Annotated in this window: 22 protein-coding genes and 5 tRNA genes; 7 read left to right on the forward strand and 20 right to left on the reverse strand. The window is 70.8% G+C overall.

Annotated elements, in window-relative coordinates; translation table 11 throughout:
* Positions 1-143: 143 nt before the first annotated feature.
* Positions 144-1088 carry a LysR family transcriptional regulator gene (locus ACFYR3_RS18945; protein WP_389283930.1) on the reverse strand — a complete coding sequence of 315 codons (945 nt, stop codon included), beginning with the start codon at positions 1086-1088 and terminating at the stop codon, positions 144-146.
* A gap of 81 nt (positions 1089-1169) precedes the next feature.
* Between ACFYR3_RS18945 and ACFYR3_RS18950 the strand changes: the two genes are divergently transcribed.
* The gene (locus ACFYR3_RS18950; RefSeq protein WP_355842432.1) at positions 1170-2096 is read left to right on the forward strand and encodes a DMT family transporter; all 927 of its coding nucleotides are present in this window, start codon (positions 1170-1172) and stop codon (positions 2094-2096) included.
* A 29-nt stretch (positions 2097-2125) separates the two neighbouring features.
* On the opposite strand, the gene ACFYR3_RS18955 is transcribed toward ACFYR3_RS18950, so the two are convergent.
* Complete coding sequence (locus ACFYR3_RS18955) at positions 2126-4084, reverse strand: DAK2 domain-containing protein (RefSeq protein WP_389283932.1); 1959 nt, start codon at positions 4082-4084, stop codon at positions 2126-2128.
* 258 nt (positions 4085-4342) lie between these two features.
* Between ACFYR3_RS18955 and rpmB the strand changes: the two genes are divergently transcribed.
* The gene (gene rpmB, locus ACFYR3_RS18960; RefSeq protein ID WP_355842436.1) at positions 4343-4528 is read left to right on the forward strand and encodes a 50S ribosomal protein L28; all 186 of its coding nucleotides are present in this window, start codon (positions 4343-4345) and stop codon (positions 4526-4528) included.
* Positions 4529-4849: 321 nt separating this feature from the next.
* On the opposite strand, the gene ACFYR3_RS18965 is transcribed toward rpmB, so the two are convergent.
* Positions 4850-5815: a thiamine-phosphate kinase gene (locus ACFYR3_RS18965; RefSeq protein ID WP_355842437.1), complete on the reverse strand. Its 966-nt coding sequence runs from the start codon at positions 5813-5815 to the stop codon at positions 4850-4852.
* Between the two features lie 206 nt (positions 5816-6021).
* Between ACFYR3_RS18965 and ACFYR3_RS18970 the strand changes: the two genes are divergently transcribed.
* Positions 6022-6255: an Lrp/AsnC ligand binding domain-containing protein gene (locus ACFYR3_RS18970; protein WP_328553205.1), complete on the forward strand. Its 234-nt coding sequence runs from the start codon at positions 6022-6024 to the stop codon at positions 6253-6255.
* A 20-nt stretch (positions 6256-6275) separates the two neighbouring features.
* Entirely contained in the window at positions 6276-6785 is a 510-nt protein-coding gene (locus ACFYR3_RS18975; RefSeq protein ID WP_389283935.1) for a DUF3515 domain-containing protein, read from the forward strand.
* A 21-nt stretch (positions 6786-6806) separates the two neighbouring features.
* Here the strand turns inward: ACFYR3_RS18975 and ACFYR3_RS18980 are convergent, their stop codons facing one another.
* The 3 genes from ACFYR3_RS18980 to ACFYR3_RS18990 form a co-directional block, all read right to left on the reverse strand.
* Positions 6807-7964: a D-alanine--D-alanine ligase family protein gene (locus ACFYR3_RS18980; RefSeq protein WP_355842443.1), complete on the reverse strand. Its 1158-nt coding sequence runs from the start codon at positions 7962-7964 to the stop codon at positions 6807-6809.
* A 117-nt stretch (positions 7965-8081) separates the two neighbouring features.
* Complete coding sequence (locus ACFYR3_RS18985; RefSeq protein ID WP_355842446.1) at positions 8082-9092, reverse strand: NAD(P)H-dependent glycerol-3-phosphate dehydrogenase; 1011 nt, start codon at positions 9090-9092, stop codon at positions 8082-8084.
* Entirely contained in the window at positions 9089-9859 is a 771-nt protein-coding gene (locus tag ACFYR3_RS18990; RefSeq protein ID WP_356781719.1) for a lysophospholipid acyltransferase family protein, read from the reverse strand. The genes ACFYR3_RS18985 and ACFYR3_RS18990 overlap by 4 nt, the downstream gene beginning before the upstream one ends.
* 144 nt (positions 9860-10003) lie before the next feature.
* Here ACFYR3_RS18990 and cofC point away from each other — a divergent pair, with 144 nt between their 5' ends.
* Together cofC and ACFYR3_RS19000 are read left to right on the forward strand one after the other, a co-directional pair.
* Positions 10004-10642, forward strand: coding sequence for a 2-phospho-L-lactate guanylyltransferase (cofC, locus tag ACFYR3_RS18995; protein WP_355842452.1), 639 nt, complete (start codon positions 10004-10006; stop codon positions 10640-10642).
* A 50-nt stretch (positions 10643-10692) separates the two neighbouring features.
* A complete protein-coding gene (locus tag ACFYR3_RS19000) occupies positions 10693-10896 on the forward strand; it encodes a hypothetical protein (RefSeq protein WP_261708243.1) in 204 nt (67 codons plus the stop codon).
* Between the two features lie 67 nt (positions 10897-10963).
* Here ACFYR3_RS19000 and ACFYR3_RS19005 read toward each other — a convergent pair whose 3' ends face one another.
* The 4 genes from ACFYR3_RS19005 to leuC form a co-directional block, all read right to left on the reverse strand.
* A complete protein-coding gene (locus ACFYR3_RS19005) occupies positions 10964-11599 on the reverse strand; it encodes an HU family DNA-binding protein (protein ID WP_355842455.1) in 636 nt (211 codons plus the stop codon).
* Positions 11600-11737: 138 nt separating this feature from the next.
* A complete protein-coding gene (locus ACFYR3_RS19010; protein ID WP_355842458.1) occupies positions 11738-11968 on the reverse strand; it encodes a hypothetical protein in 231 nt (76 codons plus the stop codon).
* Positions 11969-12246: 278 nt separating this feature from the next.
* Positions 12247-12840, reverse strand: a complete 594-nt coding sequence (leuD, locus tag ACFYR3_RS19015) for a 3-isopropylmalate dehydratase small subunit (protein WP_355842461.1) — start codon at positions 12838-12840, stop codon at positions 12247-12249.
* Between the two features lie 5 nt (positions 12841-12845).
* Positions 12846-14270, reverse strand: coding sequence for a 3-isopropylmalate dehydratase large subunit (leuC, locus tag ACFYR3_RS19020; RefSeq protein ID WP_355842464.1), 1425 nt, complete (start codon positions 14268-14270; stop codon positions 12846-12848).
* A 191-nt stretch (positions 14271-14461) separates the two neighbouring features.
* Here leuC and ndgR point away from each other — a divergent pair, with 191 nt between their 5' ends.
* Positions 14462-15178 (forward strand): IclR family transcriptional regulator NdgR, encoded by a 717-nt coding sequence (gene ndgR / locus ACFYR3_RS19025; RefSeq protein WP_081219617.1) that lies wholly within the window; start codon positions 14462-14464, stop codon positions 15176-15178.
* A gap of 315 nt (positions 15179-15493) precedes the next feature.
* Here ndgR and ACFYR3_RS19030 read toward each other — a convergent pair.
* From ACFYR3_RS19030 to ACFYR3_RS19075, 10 genes are all read right to left on the reverse strand, one after another.
* Positions 15494-15566: transfer RNA gene (locus ACFYR3_RS19030), tRNA-Glu, on the reverse strand.
* Between the two features lie 29 nt (positions 15567-15595).
* Positions 15596-15667, reverse strand: a tRNA-Gln gene (locus ACFYR3_RS19035).
* A 14-nt stretch (positions 15668-15681) separates the two neighbouring features.
* Positions 15682-15754: transfer RNA gene (locus ACFYR3_RS19040), tRNA-Glu, on the reverse strand.
* A gap of 62 nt (positions 15755-15816) precedes the next feature.
* Positions 15817-15889: transfer RNA gene (locus ACFYR3_RS19045), tRNA-Glu, on the reverse strand.
* A gap of 43 nt (positions 15890-15932) precedes the next feature.
* Positions 15933-16004 (reverse strand) — tRNA-Gln (locus tag ACFYR3_RS19050).
* Positions 16005-16094: 90 nt separating this feature from the next.
* Complete coding sequence (locus ACFYR3_RS19055) at positions 16095-16829, reverse strand: HAD family hydrolase (RefSeq protein ID WP_355842470.1); 735 nt, start codon at positions 16827-16829, stop codon at positions 16095-16097.
* Positions 16830-16864: 35 nt separating this feature from the next.
* On the reverse strand, positions 16865-17584 hold the full coding sequence (locus ACFYR3_RS19060; RefSeq protein WP_389283939.1) for a FlgD immunoglobulin-like domain containing protein: 720 nt from the start codon (positions 17582-17584) through the stop codon (positions 16865-16867).
* Positions 17569-19101, reverse strand: a complete 1533-nt coding sequence (locus ACFYR3_RS19065; RefSeq protein ID WP_389283941.1) for a hypothetical protein — start codon at positions 19099-19101, stop codon at positions 17569-17571. Before ACFYR3_RS19065 ends, ACFYR3_RS19060 begins: the two co-directional genes overlap by 16 nt.
* Positions 19102-19295: 194 nt before the next feature.
* The gene (gltX, locus tag ACFYR3_RS19070; protein WP_355842476.1) at positions 19296-20765 is read right to left on the reverse strand and encodes a glutamate--tRNA ligase; all 1470 of its coding nucleotides are present in this window, start codon (positions 20763-20765) and stop codon (positions 19296-19298) included.
* Positions 20758-21534, reverse strand: coding sequence for a fumarylacetoacetate hydrolase family protein (locus tag ACFYR3_RS19075; RefSeq protein ID WP_355842478.1), 777 nt, complete (start codon positions 21532-21534; stop codon positions 20758-20760). Before ACFYR3_RS19075 ends, gltX begins: the two co-directional genes overlap by 8 nt.
* Between the last annotated feature and the right edge of the window lie 176 nt (positions 21535-21710).

Here is a 21710-nt window from a genome sequence, read left to right on the forward strand (position 1 = left end):
ATGCCGAGGCGCGGCGTCCCCGCGCCTCGACATCGGCTCTCGACGCCTCGGTACCGGATCTCCGCCCCTCGGCATCAGGGTGTACGGCGGGAAGGTCCCGGCGCCCCGTCGAGATCGCCGTCAGGATCCCGTCGCCGCCCGTCTCACGGTGGACCGGCGGCGGACGTCGCGACGGCGTCGGAATCCGCGTCGTCGCCGCCCCGGATCGCCTGGGCCGCGCGGCGCAGTTCGTCGAGCACCGTCCGTACGGCCTTGCGTGCCACGCGTTCGGGACGGTGGAGCACGTCGATGCGCCGTATGGCGTGGACCCCGCTGAGCGGTCTGAGGACCAGGGCGGGATGCCGGCGCGTGGTCCAGCGGGGCATAAGGGCGAGCCCGCCTCCCGCGGCGACGGTCTCCGCGACGACCGCGAATTCGTTGATGCGGTGGACGATGTCGAGCCGCCGGTTCGCTGCGGTCGCGATGGCGTCGATGGTGGCCATCAGCGGGAATCCGTCGTGCACGGTGATCCAGGGCAGGTCGGCGACATCACGCGGGGTCAGCCGCTCTTCGCGGGCCAGCGGGTGGTCGGCCGGCATGGCGACGTCGAGCGGTTCGCGCAGCAGCGTGGTGGCGGTGACGGTGTGCGGCCAGGGCTGCGCGTGCGCGAGGTGATGAGCGAGTACGAGGTCGTAGTCCCGCGTCAGCCGGGGAAAGTGGTCCTGCGCCACGTCCTCGTCGGCGAGCGCGAGCCGCGGGGCCCGCGGGTCCCGGCCGCGCAGCAGGATCGGGAAGAAGGTGGCACCCGCGCTGTGGAAGGCGGCCACCGACACGTCTCCGGCCGGCTCGTCGACGAACTCGTCCACGGAGTGCCGTGCCCGGGCGAGGGCGCTCTCCACCTCGATCGCCGCGCCGGCCAGCGCCCGCCCGGCGTCCGTCAGCACCAGCCGGCGTCCGTCGCGTTCGGTGAGCGGGACGGGAATCGAGCGTTGCAGCAGGCGCAGGTGCTGCGAGATCGCCGAGGGGGTCATCAGCAGTGCCTCCGCCACGGCGGTGACACTCCCCAGCTCACCGAGTTCGCGCAGGATCCGCAGCTGCCGCTCGTTCATCCGCTCATTGTAGTGATGCTTAAAAGATGCTGAAGAACTTCGCCCTGGGCTTCAGGGTCGGTGTGGGGGAGCGTGTGGGGCGTGTCCCGAGTCCGCAGCACCGACGCGGTGCTTCTCCTTGTCGCCGCTGTCTGGGGTTCCAGTTATCTGGCCGCCAAGACAGCCACTTCGGCGCTCCCCGTCCTGCTCGTCCTGTTCGCCCGGTACGGCATCTCGGCCGTCGCCTGCGTCGCCCTCGTCGCCGCCCGTCGCCGGACAAGGCGCGGCACGCGTCACGAGCTTCACGTCGGGGCGGCGCTGGGGGTCACTCAGGCGGCGGTCCTGGTCCTGGAGACGTACGGGGTCGCGCACACCAGTGCGGCCAACGCGGGCCTGATCATCAGCCTCACCGTCGTCCTCACCCCGCTGCTGGACCGCACGTCCGGCGCGGCGGGGCTGCCGCTTCGCTACTTCGCCGCCACCGGTCTGTGCCTGCTGGCCGTCGGGCTCCTGGTGTCCGGCAGCGGTTTCCACTCACCCCGGAGCGGTGACCTGCTGATCCTCGCCGCCGCGCTGGTCCGCGCGGCCCACGTGGCGCTCGTGGGGCGGCTCACCGCCCGCCATTCCGTACGACCGCTGCACGTCACAGCCGTCCAGACGGTTGTCGGCACCGCCCTGTTCGCGGTGCCCGTCGCCGGCACCCTGCCGACGCTGGGCAGGGTGGATGCCGCGGGCTGGGCGCAGCTCTTCTATCTCGCCCTGTTCTGCAGCGTGTTCGCCTTCCTCGCCCAGACCTGGGCGGTGCAGCGCAGTTCCGCCAGCCGGGCCAGTCTGCTGCTGGGTACCGAGCCGGTCTGGGCCGTCGCGGTCGGCATCGGCCTGGGCGGCGAACACCTCACGGCCCTCACCGCGCTCGGTGCCGTGCTCATGGTCGCCGGAACCTACTGGGGGCAGTCCGTCGAACGCGCCCACCGGGCGGTCGTGCCCGGGGAACACCCCGAGCGGGACACGGTTCCCGCGAGCGTCTGAACGCCACCGCGGGCCGCGTCCCGAAGCCGCTACTCGACCCCGATCAGCAGCAGCGCGCCCTGGCGCCCGCCCCGGTACACCACGGTGTCCACCGCCAGGTACGACTCCCGTACCCGGGACTCCAGGTGCGCGGCGATGGTCTCGGGGGCCTCGTCGCCCAGGACGAGGGTGACCATCTCGCCGCCCGCCGAGAGCATCCGGTCGAGGACGGTCTCCGCCGTGGTGGTGAGGTCGGCGCCGATGACGGCGACGTCGCCGTCGATGAGGCCGAGGACGTCCCCGGCCTGGCAGATGCCGGCCATGGTCCAGGACTGCCGCTCGGCGACAGCGACCTCGGCGTAGCGGGTGGCGCCGGCCGCCGAGGTCATCGCGACGACGTCCTCGTCGAAGCGGCGCTCCGGTTCGTGCACGGCCAGTGCTGCGATGCCCTGCACTGCGGAACGGGTCGGGATCAGCGCGACCCGGACGCCCTCGGCGCGGGCCTGTTCGGCGGCCGCCGCCGCGGTGTGCCGCAGGTCGGCGTCGTTGGGCAGCAGCACCACCTCGCGCGCGTGGGCCCGTCGTACGGCCTCCACGAGTTCCCCGCTGGCGGGCGGCTCCCCCGGCCGCGCCAGCACGGTGGTCGCCCCGGCCTCCGTGTAGAGCCCGGCCAGGCCCTCGCCGGGCACGACGGCCACGACGGCTCGCTGCGCCCGCTCCCGGGGCGGACGCCCGGCCCCGGCTCCGGTGTGCACGTCTCCGAGCCCGAAGTGGGTGATCCGGATACGGTGCGGCCGCCCCGCCTCGACGCCCGCCTCGACGGCCGCGCCCGCGTCGTCCACGTGCACATGAATGTTCCACAGGCCGTCGCCGCCGACCACGACGAGGGAGTCGCCGAGGCCGTCGAGCCGGTCCCGCAGACGGTCCACGGCCGCGTCCTCGGCTTCGAGGAGGTAGATGACCTCGAAGGCGGGATGGCCGTCCTCCGCCGCCCCGTCCACGCAGGTGTCGGTCGCGTCGGCCAGGTCGTCGTCCCGCACATCCGGCCCGCCGGCCGCGTGCACGGGCGGACCGGGACGCCCACTCGCGCCGCCTCCGGTGCCTCCAGTGGCTCCAGTGGCTCCAGTGGCTCCAGTGGCTCCGGGACGGGCGTCCCGGGTATCCGCGGTTCCGGACGCCGGGATGCCGGCCGTACCGGCCCCGCCCATGGCATCGGGAACGGTCTCCTCCCCCGGCTCGTGGAGGCGGGCGGACCCCGCGGGCGTCCTCGGCGCCTCCCCCGTGAACGTCTCCACCAGGGCCGCGAGCACCGCCACCAGTCCCCGCCCGCCCGCGTCGACGACACCGGCGTGCTCCAGGACGGCGAGTTGCCCGGTGGTCGCGGCGAGCGCGGCGCTCGCTCCCTCGTACGCCGCGAGCGCGACCGTGCCGCAGTCCCCTTCGGCGCCGGAAGCCGCGTCGGCGGCGGCCGACGCGACGGTGAGGACCGTGCCCTCGACGGGGTGTGCGACGGCCTTGCGTGCGGAGTCGGCGGCGTTCCGCAGGGCGAGGCGCATGCCCCGGCCGTCGGTGTGAGCGGTCTCACCGTCGGCGGCGAGCACCTGGGCCATGCCCCGCAGCAGCTGCGCGAGGATGGTTCCGGAATTGCCCCGGGCTCCGATCAGGGCTCCGTGCGCCATCGCGCGCACGGCATCGGCGAGGGAGACACCGCCCCCTCCCGCAGGCCCGGAACCTTCGGCGGTCCCGGAGCCGGCTTCGGACGCCCCGTTCCCTTCGGCGGCCTCAAGCGGCGCAGGAGGGGCCATCGCCTCGTACCCCGCGAACACCGCCTCGACCGCGGCCGCCGCCGACTCCACCGTCAGATACAGGTTCGTCCCGGTGTCGCCGTCCGCAACCGGGTAGACATTGATCGCGTCGATCTCCTCGCGCGCGCGGCCCAGGGCCTCCAGCGCGAGGCCGCACCAGGTGCGCACCGCGAGAGCATCGAATGTCTGCGGCACCTGCGGCACCTGCGCCTCCTTGAGCTGCTGGACGTGTGACGCAGCGTAGACCCAGAAAGGGTTACTGCCGGTAGAGGGCCCGGAGGAGGGCGGAGTGGCAACCGGCCGGTCATGGTAGTTTCGTTCTCCGGACGCAGTCGTTGTATGCTGCTCCAGTTGCCCGATCCGATCGGGCCATCCCCCTGGCACCGCCACTCAGATCCTAGATCTTGATTCTCGGCATGCCGGGATCAACCGTAAGTGCATCTGAAGTTTTTGGAGTGACCCGTGGCTGCCAACTGCGATGTCTGCGGCAAGGGGCCGGGCTTCGGCAATAGCATCTCGTTTTCGCACCGCCGTACGCCGCGCCGTTGGAACCCCAACATCCAGCGCGTCCGTACCGTGGTGAGCGGGACGCCGAAGCGCGTGAACGCTTGCACCTCGTGCATCAAGGCCGGCAAGGTCACGCGCTGACAACCGCTAGCGCGCGGCCACTGCTGGTACGTCTGCACTGAACCCGTCCACCTCACGGTGGGCGGGTTTTTTGCTGCCCTCATTCACCGAGAAGACCGCGCCAGGCATCGAGCTGCGGGCTGTCCGCGCCCGTGGAGGCCCCACGGGCGCTGGCCCACACGCGCGGGCCAGCCGGACGCGGACAACTCGGCCCCCGCCCGGCGGATTTCCGCCGCGATCCGCCCACCGGGCCGACGGGTGGCCCCATCTCGCCTTCCGGACCTCGAAGTCCGCCCACTGGACAGCACGTTGGGCGCCGGCGGCGTATCCGGCGCGACGGCCTCAGGACTCGATGTCCCCGAAGTGGTCCCAGCCGCCCTTGCTCGTCCAGGGGGCGCCGTCCACGGTGACCTGGGGCAGGGCCGACGGGTTGAGGACCTCGCCGATCACCTTCCAGCGCGCCGGCAGCTTCACGTCCGGCGGGAAGGTCGCGACGATCGCGTGATCCTCGCCGCCGGTGAGCACCCACTGGATCGGGTCGACGCCGACGGCCTGACCGATGTCGTTCATCTGGGAGGGGATGTCGATGTCCCCGGAGCGGATGTCGATGCGCACCTTGCTCGCCTCGGCGATGTGTCCGAGGTCGGCGATCAGGCCGTCGCTGACGTCCGTCATCGAGGTCGCGCCGAGACCGGCGGCCGCCGGACCCGCGTGGTACGGCGGTTCGGGCCGGCGGTGGGCCTCGACGAAGGCGCGCGGCGAGCGGAAGCCCCGGGAGAGCACGGCGAACCCCGCCGCGGACCAGCCGAGCCAGCCGGTCACGGCGACGACGTCACCGGGCTGCGCGCCACCCCGGGTGACCGGTTCGTGGTTGCGCAGATCGCCGAGCGCGGTGATCGCGATCGTGATGGTCTCGCCCCGTACGACATCTCCGCCGACCACGGCCGCGCCCGCGACCTGGCACTCGTCGCGCAGCCCGTCCATCAGCTCGGAGGGCCAGGTGGCCGGGAGCTCGGCGGGCACGACCAGGCCGAGCAGCAGCGCGGTCGGTACGGCGCCCATCGCGGCGATGTCCGCGAGGTTCTGCGCGGCCGCCTTTCGGCCGACGTCGTACGCGGTGGACCAGTCGCGGCGGAAGTGCCGTCCTTCGAGGAGGATGTCGGTGCTCGCCACGACCCTGCGGTCCGGCGCTGCCACCACCGCGGCGTCGTCGCCGGGGCCGACCCGGACCGCCGGGGTGGTGGTGAGACGCGAGGTGAGCTCTCGGATGAGCCCGAACTCCCCCAACTCGCCCACGGTGCCCTTCATGATCGTCGTGCTCCCTCTGTCGCTGCTCGTGCCCGGTCGCGAGCCGTCTCCGTACTCGGTACGGTCGAGTTGACCGTCAACTTGCGCAGTCCCTCCACCCCGGCGCGCGAGCCCCAGTCACCGCGGGTCTCCCCGCGGCGAGCGGCAACGCGATACCGTGGCGTTCCTTTTCCCCACATGATCCTCGTGGCCGCCCTGGAGGTTCCGTGGTACAGGCGTACATCCTGATCCAGACGGAGGTCGGCAAAGCGTCGACCGTCGCCGAGACGATCAGCAAGATCCCGGGGGTGATCACGGCCGAGGACGTGACAGGACCGTACGACGTGATCGTGCGTGCCCAGGCGGACACCGTCGACGACCTCGGTCGCATGGTGGTCGCCAAGGTCCAGCAAGTGGACGGCATCACCCGCACCCTGACCTGCCCGGTCGTGCACCTGTAGCCCCCGTCTACCCTTGGCCGGTGAACTCCTTCCGTCACCGGCACACCGCTCTCCTCGGGCCGCCCGCTCTCGCGGTGCTGATCGCGATCGCGGGCTGCTCCTCAGCAGACGACAGCGCGTCCGTCGCGGTTCCGAGCCCGGACACGAAGGTCACCGAGCTGTGCCAGAACCTGGACAAGGTGCTGCCGCGGACAGTGGACGGCCAGGGCCGTGAGGACCCGGAACCCCGGTCCGCGCTGACCGCGGGCTGGGGAAGCCCGGCGATCATACTGCGCTGCGGTGTCGAGCGACCCCCGAAGATGGTCGACCCGAAGGTCGCGACCGGCGACGACCCGAAGGCGGTCGGCGGTGGTGTGAACGGCGTCGACTGGCTGATGGAGAAGCAGGACGACGGGACGACCCGCCTCACCACCGCTTCGCGTCTGGCGTACGTCCAGGTCACGGTGCCCGGAAGCGCCGATGTCTCCGGGGTGCTCGTCGACCTGGCCGCCTCCGTCAAGAAGGCGATCCCCAAGGGGATCGCCGACTGACACCGTGGTCCCGCGGGATGCTCAGCGCAGCCCGGTGGACCGCCGCAGCGCCGCCTGGATCAGGCGGTCGACGAGTTCCGGGTAGCCGATGCCCGTCTCGCGCCACATCCGCGGGTACATGGAGATCGGCGTGAAGCCCGGCATCGTGTTGATCTCGTTGATCACGAACTCGCCGTCCTCGGTGAGGAAGAAGTCCGCGCGGACCAGGCCCTCGCAGGACGCCGCCTCGAAGGCCTCGACGGCCAGGCGGCGGACCTCGGCGGTCTGCTCCTCGGTGAGCGGCGCGGGCACGATCCCGTCGGCCGCGTCGATGTACTTGGCCTCGAAGTCGTAGAAGGCGTGCGACTGCACGGGCGGGATCTCCGCGGGGACCGAGGCGCGCGGCCCGTCCTCGAACTCCAGGACCCCGCACTCGATCTCGCGGCCGCGCAGCAGCGCCTCCACGATGATCTTCGGGTCGTGCCGCTGGGCCTCCTCGATGGCCTCGTCGAGGCCCGAGAGGTCGTCGACCTTGGTGATGCCGAACGAGGAACCCGCGCGCGCGGGCTTCACGAAGAGCGGCCAGCCGTGCTCACCCGCGAAGTCGACGATCTTCTTGCGGGCGGCGGACTCGTCCTGCTGCCACTCGCGCGGCCGGATCACCACGTACGGGCCCACCTTCAGGCCGAACGAGGTGAACACCCGCTTCATGTAGTCCTTGTCCTGGCCGACGGCCGAGGCGAGCACGCCCGAGCCGACGTAGGGGACGCCGGACAGTTCCAGGAGGCCCTGGAGGGTGCCGTCCTCGCCGTACGGGCCGTGCAGCATCGGGAAGACGACGTCGACCTCGCCGAGCGCCTTGGGGACCGAACCGGGCTCGTTGTAGACGACCTCGCGGTTGGCCGGGTCGACGGGGAGCACCACGCCGCCCTCGCCGGACTCGGCGAGCTGCTCGACGCTGGGCTGCTTGCGGTCGATGATCGCCATGCGTTCCGGCTCGTCCGCGGTGAGCGCCCAACGGCCGTCCTGGGTGATGCCGATCGGCAGTACGTCGTACTTCGTACGGTCGATGGCGCTGAGGACGGCGCCGGCCGTGACCACGGAGATCCCGTGTTCGGAGCTGCGGCCGCCGAAGACGACGGCCACGCGCGGCTTGCGAGGCGGCTGCTCAGGGTTCTGGGAGAGGTTCTCGGTGCTCATATCGCGTTGAGAGTACCCGTTGGTCCGGCGGTGAGTCAGCGCCCCACGGCGGCCGTTGCTCAGCGTCGTGCCCACCGTTGCGGAGCGTCGCCCACCTGGCCGTTCGGCGGAGCCGGTTCAGCGGCGCTCGGACTTCGCGCTGCGCGACATCAGCTCCTTGAGGGCGACCACCGGGGGCTTGCCCTCGTGGACGATGCTGACGACGGTCTCCGTGATCGGCATGTCGACGCCGTGCCTGCGGGCCAGATCCAGCACGGACTCACAGGACTTGACGCCCTCGGCGGTCTGCCGGGTGACCGCGATGGTCTCCTGGAGGGTCATGCCCCTGCCGAGGTTGATGCCGAAGGTGTGGTTGCGGGAGAGCGGCGACGAGCAGGTCGCGGCGAGGTCGCCGAGGCCCGCGAGGCCGGAGAACGTCATCGGGTCCGCGCCCATGACGAGTCCGAGCCGGGTGGTCTCGGCCAGGCCGCGGGTGATCAGCGAGCCCTTGGCGTTGTCGCCCAGGCCCATGCCGTCGGCGATGCCGACGGCGAGACCGATCACGTTCTTGACGGCACCGCCGAGTTCGCAGCCCACCACGTCGGTGTTCGTGTACGGGCGGAAGTACGGCGTGTGGCTGGCGGTCTGGATGCGCCGGGCCACCGCCTCGTCGCGGCAGGCGACGACCGCGGCCGCGGGCATCCGCTGGGCGATCTCCTTGGCGAGGTTGGGTCCGGTGACGACGGCGACGCGGTCCGCGGAGACCTTGGCGACCTCCTCGATGACCTCGCTCATCCGCTTCACGGTGCCGAGTTCGACGCCCTTCATGAGCGAGACGAGCACGGTGTCCGGAGCGAGCAGCGGCACCCACTCCGCGAGGTTCCCGCGCAGGGTCTGGGAGGGCACGGCGAGCACGGTGAAGTCGGCGTCGCGCGCGGCCTCGGCCGGGTCGACGGTGGCCCGCAGGTTCTCGGGGAGTTCGATCCCCGGGAGGTAGTCCGGGTTCATCCGTGTGGAGTTGACCGCGTCGGCGAGTTCGGGACGGCGCGCCCACAGGGTGACGTCGCACCCCGCGTCGGCGAGCACCATGCCGAAGGCCGTACCCCACGATCCGGTCCCGAAGACGGCCGCCCTGACCGGCTTGCTCACGTGCCCTGCCCTTCTTCCTGCTGTGCTTTTCCCTTGGCCGCGGCCTTGCGGCGCTGCGCGATACGCACCTCGCGCGGGTCGTACACGTTCTCGGGCGCCTTCTCACCGCGGATCAGCTCCAGCTGCGCGGTGATGGCGGCCATGATGACCTCCGTGACCTCCTTCAGGAGGTCCGGGTTCATCTCCCGGTCGTAGAAGCGCGAGAGGTCCACCGGCGGGCCCGCGAGCACGTGGTGGGTCTTGCGCGGAAGGACGTTGGGCTTCTTGGCATACGGGGGCAGCAGTTCGTTGGCGCCCCACTGGGCGACCGGAATCACCGGGCACTTGGTCTGCAGGGCGACCCTGGCCGCACCGGTCTTGCCGGTCATCGGCCAGCCGTCGGGGTCACGGGTGAGCGTGCCCTCGGGGTAGAACGCCACGCACTCACCGCGTTCCACCGCGTCGATCGCGGCCCGGAACGCGCTCAGCGCGTCGGTGCTCTCGCGGTAGACGGGAATCTGTCCGGTGCCGCGCATCGCGGCGCCGACGAATCCCTTCTTGAAAAGGCCTGCCTTCGCCAGGAAGCGCGGAACACGCCCGGTGTTGTACTGGTAGTGCGCATACGCGAACGGGTCCGCGTGGGAATTGTGGTTCACCGCGGTGATAAATCCGCCCTCGGCCGGAATGTTCTCCATTCCTCGCCAGTCCCGCTTGATCAGAACCACCAGCGGCGGTTTGCAGAGAACCGCTGCGAAGCGGTACCAGAAGCCGATTCTGCGGCGGGGCACGCGGACACCTTCCTCTAGAGCCTGGGGGGCCGCACAAGTGTCGCCCGAGGCCGCCTGTCTGTCGAGAACACCGTACGCCCCGGCGCCCGGACCGCCAGGGTGACCGGGTCACAATAGGGCGTGACTGGAGAGGGCGGAGCGCTCGTGCGGTGGACCTTGGTCGTACCCCTCAAACCTTTGGCGCGGGCCAAGAGCAGACTGGCGGACACCGCCTCCGACGTACTGCGCCCCGGCCTCGCCCTCGCGTTCGCGCAGGACACCGTGGCGGCGGCGCTGGCCTGCGCCGCGGTCCGGGATGTGGCGGTCGTCACGGGCGACGTGCTGGCCGGGCGGGAGCTGTCCGCGCTGGGCGCGCGCATCGTCGCGGACGAGCCGGGAGGAGGCCTCAACGCGGCGCTGACGCACGGAGCAAGGGTCGTACGGTCCCGAGATCCCGAAAGTGCCGTTGCCGCCCTGAACGCCGATCTGCCCGCTCTGCGGCCTTTGGAATTGGCCCGGGTACTGGCCGCCGCCGGTGAATTCCCCCGCGCTTTTCTGGCCGATGCTGCCGCAATCGGCACCACTCTCCTGGCCGCTTCCCCGGGCCTGGAATTGGGCCCCGCTTTCGGCGGCGATTCCCGGGCCCGCCATCGTGCCTCGGGAGCCGCGGAACTCCGTCTCGACGCGGTGGATTCCGTACGTCAGGACGTGGACACCCGGGACGATCTGCGGGCGGCGCTGACGCTCGGCGTGGGCCCTCGCACGGCCGCCGCGGCGGCACGGCTGCTGATTCCCGGGCAGTAGGCGGCAGCAGGCCGGCGGGCCCCGCGCGGCGCGGTCAGTAGGCTGCCCCCATGCAGGCGACCTCGTACACGTACGACCCCGAGACCCGCAGCGGACAGGTGCTGCTCGACGACGGCACTCCGGTGCCCTTCGACGGGCCGGCGTTCGACGCCGGCGGGCTGCGGTTGCTGCGGCCGGGCCAGCGCGTGCGGATCGAGACCGAGGGCGAGGGCGCGGAGCGCCGGATCACCCTGATCACGCTGCAGACGTTCTGAACATGCCGCGGGCCGGGCTCCCGACGGGAGCCCGGCCCGGCGCGTGAGGCGCCCGTGCGCCCGGCTTCTAGCGGGCGGTGGCCTTCTTGGCGGTGATCTTGCGAGCCGTCGACTTCTTGGCGGGGGCCTTCTTGGCCGTGGCCTTCTTCGCCGGAGCCTTCTTGGCCGCGGTCGTCTTGGCGGTGGTCGTCTTGGCCGCGGTCTTCTTGGCGGCGGCCGTCTTCGCCGTCGTCTTCTTCGCCGCGGTCTTCTTCACGGCGGCCGTGGTCTTCTTCGCGACCGTCTTCTTCGCCGTGGTCTTCCTGACCGCCGCCTTCTTGGCGGTGGTGGCCTTCTTGGCCGCGGCCTTCTTCACCGTCGCGGAAGCTCCGCCGGAGAGGCTGCCCTTCGGGGCCTTCTTGACCGCTACGTCGTTCTTCGGGAGCTTCTTCGAGCCGCTCACCAGGTCCTTGAAGCCCTGGCCGGCGCGGAAGCGCGGCACGGAGGTCTTCTTGACCCGAACACGCTCACCCGTCTGCGGGTTGCGGGCGTAACGAGCCGGACGGTCAACCTTCTCGAAGGAACCGAAGCCGGTGACCGAGACCCGGTCTCCGCCGACAACCGCACGGACGATGGCGTCCAGTACCGCGTCGACCGCGTCGGCGGCCTGCTGACGCCCGCCGACCTTGTCGGCAATCGCTTCTACGAGCTGCGCCTTGTTCACGTCTTCCCCTTCGGAGACATTGCCCGAACGAATGCGTTCAAGCTTTTTCGCACGTTAGGCAGATATATACCGCAAATCAAACACGAAACGGGCTAATCACCCTTGTGCCGCAACGAACTCGGGCCGCAGCGGAGTTCCTCAGCGTTCCCCTTCGAGGAATCGACCCTCGTCGAGGTCGGTGGTGAACCGCTCCAGGCGCCTTGTCGCATCGGCGAGATCGTGCTTGGCCGCGGCCGTAATGACCAGCAGCTTCCGGGTCAGCGCCATCCGTACGCCCTCCGGGACTTGCAGTGCGCGCACTCTTGTGTGCGCTTCCTTGAGTTGGGCCGCGACTGCCATGTAGAGCTCAAGTTGGCCGTCACGTTCCATGCACAGATTGTGCCATCTGGGGCGAGTTGTCGCCTGCGCAGGGGGTAACTGCCGCCCCCCGGAGGCCTCCTGACCACCCTGGCCGGAAGTCGCCCCTCCCTGCGCGTACCCAGGCAACGTCCTTTGTAACTAAGGGAGTTGGCATGCTTCTCGGGGGCACGCGGGAGCCGTGCGGGAGCAGAAACAGCTGTACCCCCAACCGTCCACGATTGGGGGTACAGAGGGGTGTTGCGGTGGCTCAAATCAGTCTTGACCCGGCCGCGATCCGGCCCTGGGCGTCAGAGCTGCAGCGTCTTCGGCTTGTGCGAAGGCCGCTTGGCCTCGTACGCCGCGATGTCGCCCTCGTTCTGGAGGGTGATGGAGATGTCGTCCAGTCCGTTCAGCAGCCGCCAGCGGGCGTTCTCGTCGAGCTCGAAGGCGGCGGTGATGCCCTCGGCGCGCACCTCACGGGCCTCGAGGTCGACCGTGATCTCGGCCTCGGGGTCCTTCTCCGACAGCTCCTGGAGCGCGTCCACGATCTTCTGCTCCAGAACCACCGTGAGCAGGCCGTTCTTGAGCGAGTTGCCGCGGAAGATGTCGGCGAACCGGGACGAGATGACGGCCTTGAAGCCGTAGTTCTGGAGCGCCCAGACGGCGTGCTCGCGGGAGGAGCCCGTACCGAAGTCGGGACCCGCCACCAGAACCGTGGCGCCCTTGCGCTCGGGCTGGTTGAGGATGAAGGACGCGTCCTTGCGCCAGGCCTCGAAGAGGCCGTCCTCGAAGCCGTCCCTGGTCACCTTCTTGAGCCAGTGGGCGGGGATGATCTGGTCGGTGTCGACGTTGCTGCGGCGCAGCGGGACGGCCCGCCCGGTGTGCGTGGTGAATGCTTCCATGGCTCTCAGACTCCAGCGGGCACAGGGGCGTCGGACAGGTCGGCCGGGGAGGCCAGGTGGCCCGCGACCGCCGAGGCGGCGGCGACCTGCGGCGAGACCAGGTGCGTACGGCCGCCCTTGCCCTGCCTGCCCTCGAAGTTGCGGTTGGAGGTGGACGCGGAGCGCTCACCGGGAGCCAGCTGGTCGGGGTTCATGCCCAGACACATCGAGCAGCCCGCGTGCCGCCATTCGGCGCCGGCCTCCTTGAAGACCACGTCCAGACCCTCGGAGACGGCCTGCAGACCGACCCGCGCGGAGCCGGGGACGACCAGCATCCGTACGCCGTCGGCGACTTTGCGGCCCTCGACGATCTCGGCGGCCGCACGCAGGTCCTCGATACGGCCGTTGGTGCACGAACCTACGAAGACGGTGTCGACCTTGATGTCACGCAGCGGCTGTCCGGCGGTCAACCCCATGTATTCCAGGGCCTTTTCGGCGGCGTGGCGCTCCGAAGCGTCTTCGTACGAAGCCGGGTCGGGGACGTTCGCCGAAAGCGGCGCGCCCTGGCCGGGGTTGGTGCCCCAGGTGACGAACGGCGACAGGGAGGCGGCGTCGATGACGACCTCCGCGTCGAATTCCGCGTCGTCATCGGACTTCAGGGTCTTCCAGTACGCGACCGCGGCGTCCCACTCCTCGCCCTCGGGGGCGTGGGCGCGGCCCTTGAGGTACGCGAAGGCGGTCTCGTCGGGGGCGATCATGCCCGCGCGGGCGCCGGCCTCGATCGACATGTTGCAGATGGTCATCCGGGCCTCCATCGAGAGCTTCTCGATGGCGGAGCCGCGGTATTCCAGGATGTAGCCTTGGCCGCCGCCGGTACCGATCTTGGCGATGATCGCCAGGATCAGGTCCTTGGCGCTGACGCCGTCGGGCAGTTCGCCGTCGATCGTGATGGCCATGGTCTTCGGGCGGGCCAGCGGCAGCGTCTGGGTGGCCAGCACATGCTCGACCTGCGAGGTGCCGATGCCGAACGCCAGGGCGCCGAAGGCACCGTGCGTGGAGGTGTGGGAGTCACCGCAGACCACCGTGGTGCCCGGCTGGGTCAGACCCAGCTGCGGTCCCACCACGTGCACCACGCCCTGCTCGACGTCGCCCAGCGAGTGCAGCCGCACGCCGAATTCGGCGGCGTTCTTGCGCAGCGTCTCCAGCTGGACCCGGGAGACCGGGTCCGCGATGGGCTTGTCGATGTCGAGGGTCGGGGTGTTGTGGTCCTCGGTGGCGATGGTGAGGTCGAGACGGCGCACCGGGCGCCCCGCCTGACGCAGGCCGTCGAAGGCCTGCGGGCTGGTCACCTCGTGCAGCAGGTGCAGATCGATGAAGAGGAGGTCGGGTTCGCCATCGGCGCGCCGGACGACATGGTCGTCCCAGACCTTCTCCGCGAGTGTCCTACCCATCGCTTTCCCTCCGGCCGGCTTGTGTGGCGCCGGCCCAACTAGAGATTTCCGGGGCGGTGAACGTCCGTACCCCTTGTAACGGACGTCGTCCGCCGGACCCGTTGGTTCGCGGGCCGCTGTGTCTACAAGGGTGGCGCGTTCCACCGGAAATTGAACTTGCGTTTCACAGAGTGAGACGCGAGTATCGTTTCATGGACAACAGTAGCGGCGTCGGCGTTCTGGACAAGGCAGCCCTTGTCCTGAGCGCTCTGGAGTCCGGTCCGGCCACCCTCGCGGGCCTGGTCGCGGCGACCGGACTGGCACGACCCACGGCACATCGCCTCGCCGTGGCACTTGAACACCACCGCATGGTGGCGCGCGACATGCAGGGCCGTTTCATTCTCGGACCCCGGCTCGCCGAACTGGCCGCGGCCGCGGGTGAGGATCGTCTCCTCGCGACGGCGGGCCCGGTGCTCACGCATCTGCGGGACATCACGGGCGAGAGCGCGCAGCTCTACCGCCGCCAGGGCGACATGCGCATCTGCGTCGCCGCGGCCGAGCGGCTCTCCGGTCTGCGGGACACCGTCCCGGTCGGCTCCACCCTCACCATGAAGGCCGGCTCCTCCGCCCAGATCCTGATGGCCTGGGAAGAGCCGGAGCGGCTGCACCGCGGTCTGCAGGGCGCCCGCTTCACGGCCACCGCCCTGTCGGGAGTACGGCGCCGGGGCTGGGCCCAGTCGATCGGTGAGCGCGAGCCGGGCGTGGCGTCCGTCTCCGCGCCGGTCCGCGGTCCCTCGAACCGTGTCGTGGCCGCCGTCTCGGTCTCCGGGCCGATCGAGCGCCTGAGCCGTCACCCGGGCCGGATGCACGCCCAGGCGGTCATCGACGCCGCCGGCCGTCTCTCCGAGGCCCTGCGCCGCACGGGCTGACCTTCGCTTCATTCCCGCGCGCGACGGGACGGGCCGGCCTCAACGCCGCGGCAGGCCCTCCCCGAAGCGCATCGTCCCGTACGCGGGGTGTGCCGGCCCCGAGGGCCCCGGTACACCCCGCGCTCTCTTTCCGGCGTGATCGAACTCAAGGCGATGCACACCGAGTTGATCACCGGCCGGCGCGCGGGAAGTCGATCCCCGGCCGACGGCCGGGCGCGGGAAGTCGATTCCCCCGGGTCGACGGCCCGGCGTACGAGAACGCGTCCGGGAACGCCGAAAGGGCCCCCACCGAAGTGGAGACCCTTTCGGACCGTGTACCCCCGACCGGATTCGAACCGGCGCTACTGCCGTGAGAGGGCAGCGTGCTAGGCCGCTACACAACGGGGGCCTGAATCGTGCGTTTCCGCAGATCAGAAGCTGGGCTACCAGGACTCGAACCTAGAATGACGGTACCAGAAACCGTAGTGTTGCCAATTACACCATAGCCCATGGTGGTTTAACCGTACCCCCGACCGGATTCGAACCGGCGCTACTGCCGTGAGAGGGCAGCGTGCTAGGCCGCTACACAACGGGGGCCCTAGCGATCCTGCATGAGGGGCAGCGGGTGCGACCCGAACTGCCTCCCCGGGAAGGATCTGTACCCCCGACCGGATTCGAACCGGCGCTACTGCCGTGAGAGGGCAGCGTGCTAGGCCGCTACACAACGGGGGCGTTGCGGATCTGGATCTCCGCGTGTGCAGATGAGCTCTGCAAGCTGGCCTACCAGGACTCGAACCTAGAATGACGGTACCAGAAACCGTAGTGTTGCCAATTACACCATAGGCCACTGAAACGCAACCCCACAAGGGGATTTTGTTTTAGCTAGCTCCTCCGGGCTCCGGCCTTTCGGCCCGCTCCCGGCGGCGCAGAAGGAACATTACCCGAAGGTGGACCACGCTCCAAAACGGGTATCCGCGCCAAGGATGGCGGGCAACTCGGCGAGCGATCCGATGCGATGCGGACCCGTCCGCCCGACGGCTCCGACAGGGTGGGCGCCGTCACGGTCGATCCAGACCGAGAGCAGACCCGCGTCGGCGGCCCCCTGTCCGTCGATCTCCGGATGGTCCCCGACATAGGCGACCCGGTGCGGTGGCAGACCCAGGGCGTCGCAGGCCGCGTGGAAGGCGGCCGCGGCGGGTTTGGAGACGCCGAGTTCGGCGGCGCACAGGATGGCCTCGAAGCGGTCGTGGACACCGAGGACGCGCAGCTTGCGGTCCTGTACGAGGAGGCTGGAGTTGGACAGGACCGCGTGCCGGTGGCTGGCGCCGAGGGCGTCCAGGGCGGGCAGGACGTCCGGGAAGAGGCTCCAGGCGCATTCGTAGTGCGTTATGTACCGGTCGAACCACGCGTCGGCCGCGGTGTCGCTCAGCGGCTCCCCCAGGAACACCCTGACGCGCTCCCGGCGCTGACCCGGCCAGTCCGTCTCGCCCGCCGAGAACCTCGCCCACTGCTCGTCGGTGACCTCCCGCCAGCGCGTGAGGGCCTGCTCGACGGTCGTGCTGCCGTCGAGCAGGCCCTCGGCCGCGAGGTGGTCCCGCATCCCGGCCCGGTCCGCGGCCGTGTAGTCGAAGAGCGTGTCGTCGATGTCCCAGACCACGGCGTCGATGCTCATGCACCGACCGTATCCCCGGGTGCGGGCGGTTGTCCCTAGGGGGTCGTGGTCGTGCCGGTCAGCGTGAGCGCGGGGCCCTCGCCGTCGCGCGGGTTCGCGGTGACCGTCCAGGTGTAGGCGCCTCGGGGCGCGGTGGCGCCGGAATCGGTCGTGCCGTCCCAGGAGGCGCGGACCGCCGCTGCGGCGGTGGCTCCGGTCACCGTTCGGACGACTGTTCCGGAGGCGCTGCTCAGCGTCAGGGTCCAGTCGGCGGGCTTGTTCAGCTGCCACACGGGCCGCCACGGGGACAAGCTGCTCGGCCCTCCGGGCTGTGGGTCGGTCTGGGCCTCCAGCTGCGCGAGCGGCGAGGCCGGCACGCCGGCCCGGACGATCGCCACCCGACTCCGGTCCGTGAGATACGCGACGTTCCCGCCGAACCGGTCGACCGCCCAGCGGCCGGTGCTGCCGCCGGTGTTCTGGTCCCCGGCGGGCAGCACGGCCACGGTCCGGGTGGTGGCCGTACCGGTGTGGAAGTCGGTGAGCAGCAGCTCGTGCGTGGTGCGGTTCTCGCGGACCAGATAGCCGTCGGCGAGGCGGGCCTGGCCGGCCGGGACCGTGATGGCGCGGCCCTCGGCACGGTCGTAGACGCCCGCGGGGCCGGCGGAACCGCAGGTCCAGTACAGCCAGGTGTCGACGGCCTGGATCTCGCCGGGTGCGCAGGGGGCGCCGGTGTCGACGGTGGCGACGTTCTTCTTCGCCTTCAGGTCGTACGCCACGACGGTGCCCTGCGTGCTGCCGGGGGTCCACAGGCGCTGGCCCCAGACCGCGGCGGCGGTGCGGGGACGGTCGAGCGCGGTCTCGCCGGCCGTGGCGCCGCGCGGGAAGTCGTGACCTTCTGGCTGCCGGGGGTACCGCCGTTGTAGAGGACATAGCGGCCGGTGCCGGTGCCGATACGGCCGGCCGCGTCGGCGGTCGGCACGCTGACGAGCGTCGTGGCGTCGGGTCCGACGACCAGGACGTGCTCCCCGCCCTGCGCGTCGGTCCACAGCGAGGCCACCCGGCCGTCGCCGAGGGCTTCGAGCTGCGGGCAGGCAGCGTCGCCGCCCAGGCAGGTCGTGGGCGCGAGCGCCGGGCCGCGGCGGGACTGCAGGCCGGTGGGCCGGCCGGTGGTGTCCAGCGGGACGGCGTAGAAGCCGTAGACGCCGCCGACGCGCGTCGTGTTCCCGTACATCAGCAGCTCACCACCGGCGAGCGCCAGGCCGTCGGGGACGGTCTGCCAGGCGGGTACGTCGAGCACCTTCCGGGCGGTGGCCGTGCCGTCCTCGGCGGGGGTGACCCGGTAGACGTGCCAGTCGACACTCGACGGTCCCGCCGTGGCGAGGGCGCCGCCGTCCGGGGTGGGCAGGTAGGCGCCCTTGGAGTGGGCGAGCAGGGTGCGGGCCGTGTCGTCCGTGAGCGAGACGGCCGTGAGTTCGGGGGTGGCGCCGCCGGGCAGGAACATCGCGTTGGCGGTCAGGAGTTGGTCGCCGACCACGGCCTGGGCCTCACCGAGGTAGGGGGCCGTGATGGTGTCCGGGGCGGTACCGGGGGCGGAGTCCACCCGGATCGCCTTGTTGCCGTTGACGACCCAGCGGTCGTTGAACACGATCTGCGGGGAGCTGCCGACGGCGGTGAGATACGTACGGAAGCTGCCGTCCGCGAGGTCCACGAGGCCCGCGCCGGTGGTGCCGTCCAGGGTGTAGACGGCGGCGAGGCGGCGGACCGAGCCGCCGGTGACGAAGGTGCCGGTGAGCTGGGCGCCACTGGGGAGCCCGGTGACCGGGAGGTCCGTGGTCGTGCCGTCGGCGGCGGCGCGCAGCACGTGCGGGGCGCCGGTGGCGTCCTGGGTGAGCACGCTCCAGCCGGCGGCGGCCCGGTAGGTCTGGCCGGACGGGACGGTGACCGTGGCGGTCACGCCGGTGGAGCGGTGCTGCTGGGTCACGGTGGCACCGGAGACGGTGGTGATCACGTCGGTGCCGCTGGACAGGTCGTCCGGGCCGGCGTGCGCGGGCGGCACGACACCCGGGTAGTCGGCCGACTGGGCCGGTGCCGAGCCCTCCGGCAGCCGGTAGCGGAACCCGGAGGATCCCGCCCAGGTGTAGGCGACCTCGGTCGGCACCGTGCTGCTCAGCGGCACGGTGGCCACGGGCGTGTCGGCCACGGGCGCGGCGTGCGCGGGCCCGGCGAGCACGGCGCTCGACAGGGCCACGGCCCCGCCGAGGGCCATCGCGGCGATTCTTCGTGAACGGATCATGTTCCCCTCCCCCTGAAACACAGCGCGCCGTACACGGCGCACTGGCGCTTCGTGAGCACACGGGACATACAACTGCCCCATTGGGAGCGGGAGTTGACAGGAAGAGTGAACTCCGGGCGACCAATGGGTGCACGCCGAGGGGGCGGTGTCCGAAGTGGACACCGCCCCCTGTGGGTACGTCGTACGGCTGCCGGCTACGCGGTGAGCCGCTCCAGTGCGGCGTCGACGCGGGCCAGCGTCTTCTCCTTGCCCAGGATCTCCAGCGACTCGAAGAGCGGCAGGCCGACCGTGCGGCCGGTGACGGCGACGCGGACCGGGGCCTGCGCCTTGCCGAGCTTGAGGCCGTGCTCCTCACCGGCGGCCAGGACGGCCTCCTTGAGGGACTCCGGGGAGGACCAGTCGGCGGCGTCCAGCTTCTCGCGGGCCGTGCGGAGCAGGGCGTCGCTGCCCTCCTTCATGGCCTTCGTCCAGGACGCCTCGTCGACGGCCGGCTCCGGCAGGAACAGGAAGTCGACGTTGTCCGTGATCTCGGAGAGGACCTTCATGCGCGACTGGGCGTGCGGGGCGATCGCCTGCCACTTCGCCTCGTCGAAGTCCTCCGGCGCCCAGGGCGCGAAGGGGGCGCGCAGCCACGGGGCGCAGCGCTCGGTGAAGTCCTTCACGTCGAGCAGGCGGATGTGGTCGGCGTTGATCGCCTCGCACTTCTTCAGGTCGAAGCGGGCCGGGTTCGGGTTCACGTCCGTGACCTCGAACGCGGCGACCATCTCGTCGATGGAGAAGATGTCGCGGTCCGCCGAGAGCGACCAGCCGAGCAGGGAGAGGTAGTTCAGCAGGCCCTCGGGGAGGAAACCGCGCTCCCTGTAGAGGTTGAGCGAGGACTCCGGGTCGCGCTTGGAGAGCTTCTTGTTGCCCTCGCCCATCACGTACGGGAGGTGGCCGAAGGCCGGGGTCTCCTTGGCGATGCCCAGCTCGGTCAGCGCCTTGTAGAGGGCGATCTGCCGCGGGGTGGAGGAGAGCAGGTCCTCGCCGCGCAGGACGTGGGTGATCTCCATCAGGGCGTCGTCGACGGGGTTGACCAGCGTGTACAGCGGCGCGCCGTTGGCCCGGACGATGCCGTAGTCCGGGACGTGCTCCGGGAGGTAGGTGATCTCGCCGCGGACCAGGTCGTCGAAGGTGATCGCCTCGTCGGGCATCCGGAAGCGGACGATGGGCTTGCGGCCCTCGGCCTCGTAGGCGGCCTTCTGCTCGGCGGAGAGGTCGCGGCAGTGGCCGTCGTAGCCGGAGGGCTTGCCGGCGGCGCGGGCCGCGTCGCGGCGGGTGTCCAGCTCCTCGGTCGAGCAGTAGCAGTGGTACGCGTGGCCCGCGTCCTGCAGCTTGCGGGCGACATCCTGGTAGATGTCCATGCGCTGCGACTGGCGGTACGGCGCGTGCGGGCCGCCGATCTCGGGGCCCTCGTCCCAGTCGAAACCCAGCCAGCGCATCGAGTCGAGCAGCTGGTCGTACGACTCCTCGGAGTCGCGGGCCGCGTCGGTGTCCTCGATGCGGAAGACCAGGGTGCCTTCGTTGTGCCGGGCGAACGCCCAGTTGAACAGGGCGGTGCGCACCAGCCCGACATGGGGGTTGCCGGTCGGGGAGGGACAGAAACGTACACGGACGTTAGCCACGCTTGATCACCTTGTTGGTGAGAGAGCCGATGCCTTCGATGGTGACGGCGACCTCGTCGCCGACGTTCAGGGGGCCGACCCCTGCCGGGGTGCCGGTGAGGATCACGTCGCCGGGGAGCAGCGTCATGGCCTCGGTGATGTTGACGATCAGATCCTCGATGGAGTGGATCATCTCGCTGGTGCGGCCGAGCTGCCGCTGCTGCCCGTTGACCGTGCACTGGATCGTGAGGTCGGCGGGGTCCAGGTCCGTCTCCACCCAGGGGCCGAGCGGGCAGGCGCTGTCGAAGCCCTTGGCGCGGGCCCACTGCTTCTCGCGCTTCTGGACGTCGCGGGCGGTGACGTCGTTGGCGCAGGTGTAGCCGAGGATGACGTCCTTGACCCGCTCGCGCGGGACCTCGCGGCACATGCGGCCGATGACGACCGCGAGCTCGGCCTCGTGGTGCAGCTCGCTGGAGAAGGAGGGGTACTGGATCGGGTCGCCGGGACCGATCACGGAGGTCGACGGCTTGAAGAAGGCGAACGGGGCGTCGGGCACCTCGTTGCCGAGCTCCTTGGCGTGCTCCGCGTAGTTGCGGCCGAAGGCCACGACCTTGTTCGGGAGCACCGGCGGCAGCAGCCGGACCTTGCTCAGCGGGACCTTCGTACCGGAGAGCTCGAAGTCCGCGAACGGGATGCCCTTGATGATGTCGAGGACGAGCTCGTCCGGCTTGTCGCCCTCGACCGCGCCGAAAGCGACGTTGCCGTCGATGGAGAATCTGGCGATGCGCACGGGATCCTTGCGCCCCTCACTGAGCTGGCTGGAGTCTGACGCTCCAGGCTAACGCGGCAAGGGCTGCGGACTTCGCGTATATCCGCCGGGACGGTGAGCGAGGCCCCCGTCCGGGCGCCGAATGACCCGAGGGGGCCACGCGCCGCGCGCGGGCCCCCTCGATCACACCGTGCGCG

It is taken from the genome of Streptomyces sp. NPDC005784 (assembly GCF_042871525.1).
Lineage (GTDB): Bacteria > Actinomycetota > Actinomycetes > Streptomycetales > Streptomycetaceae > Streptomyces.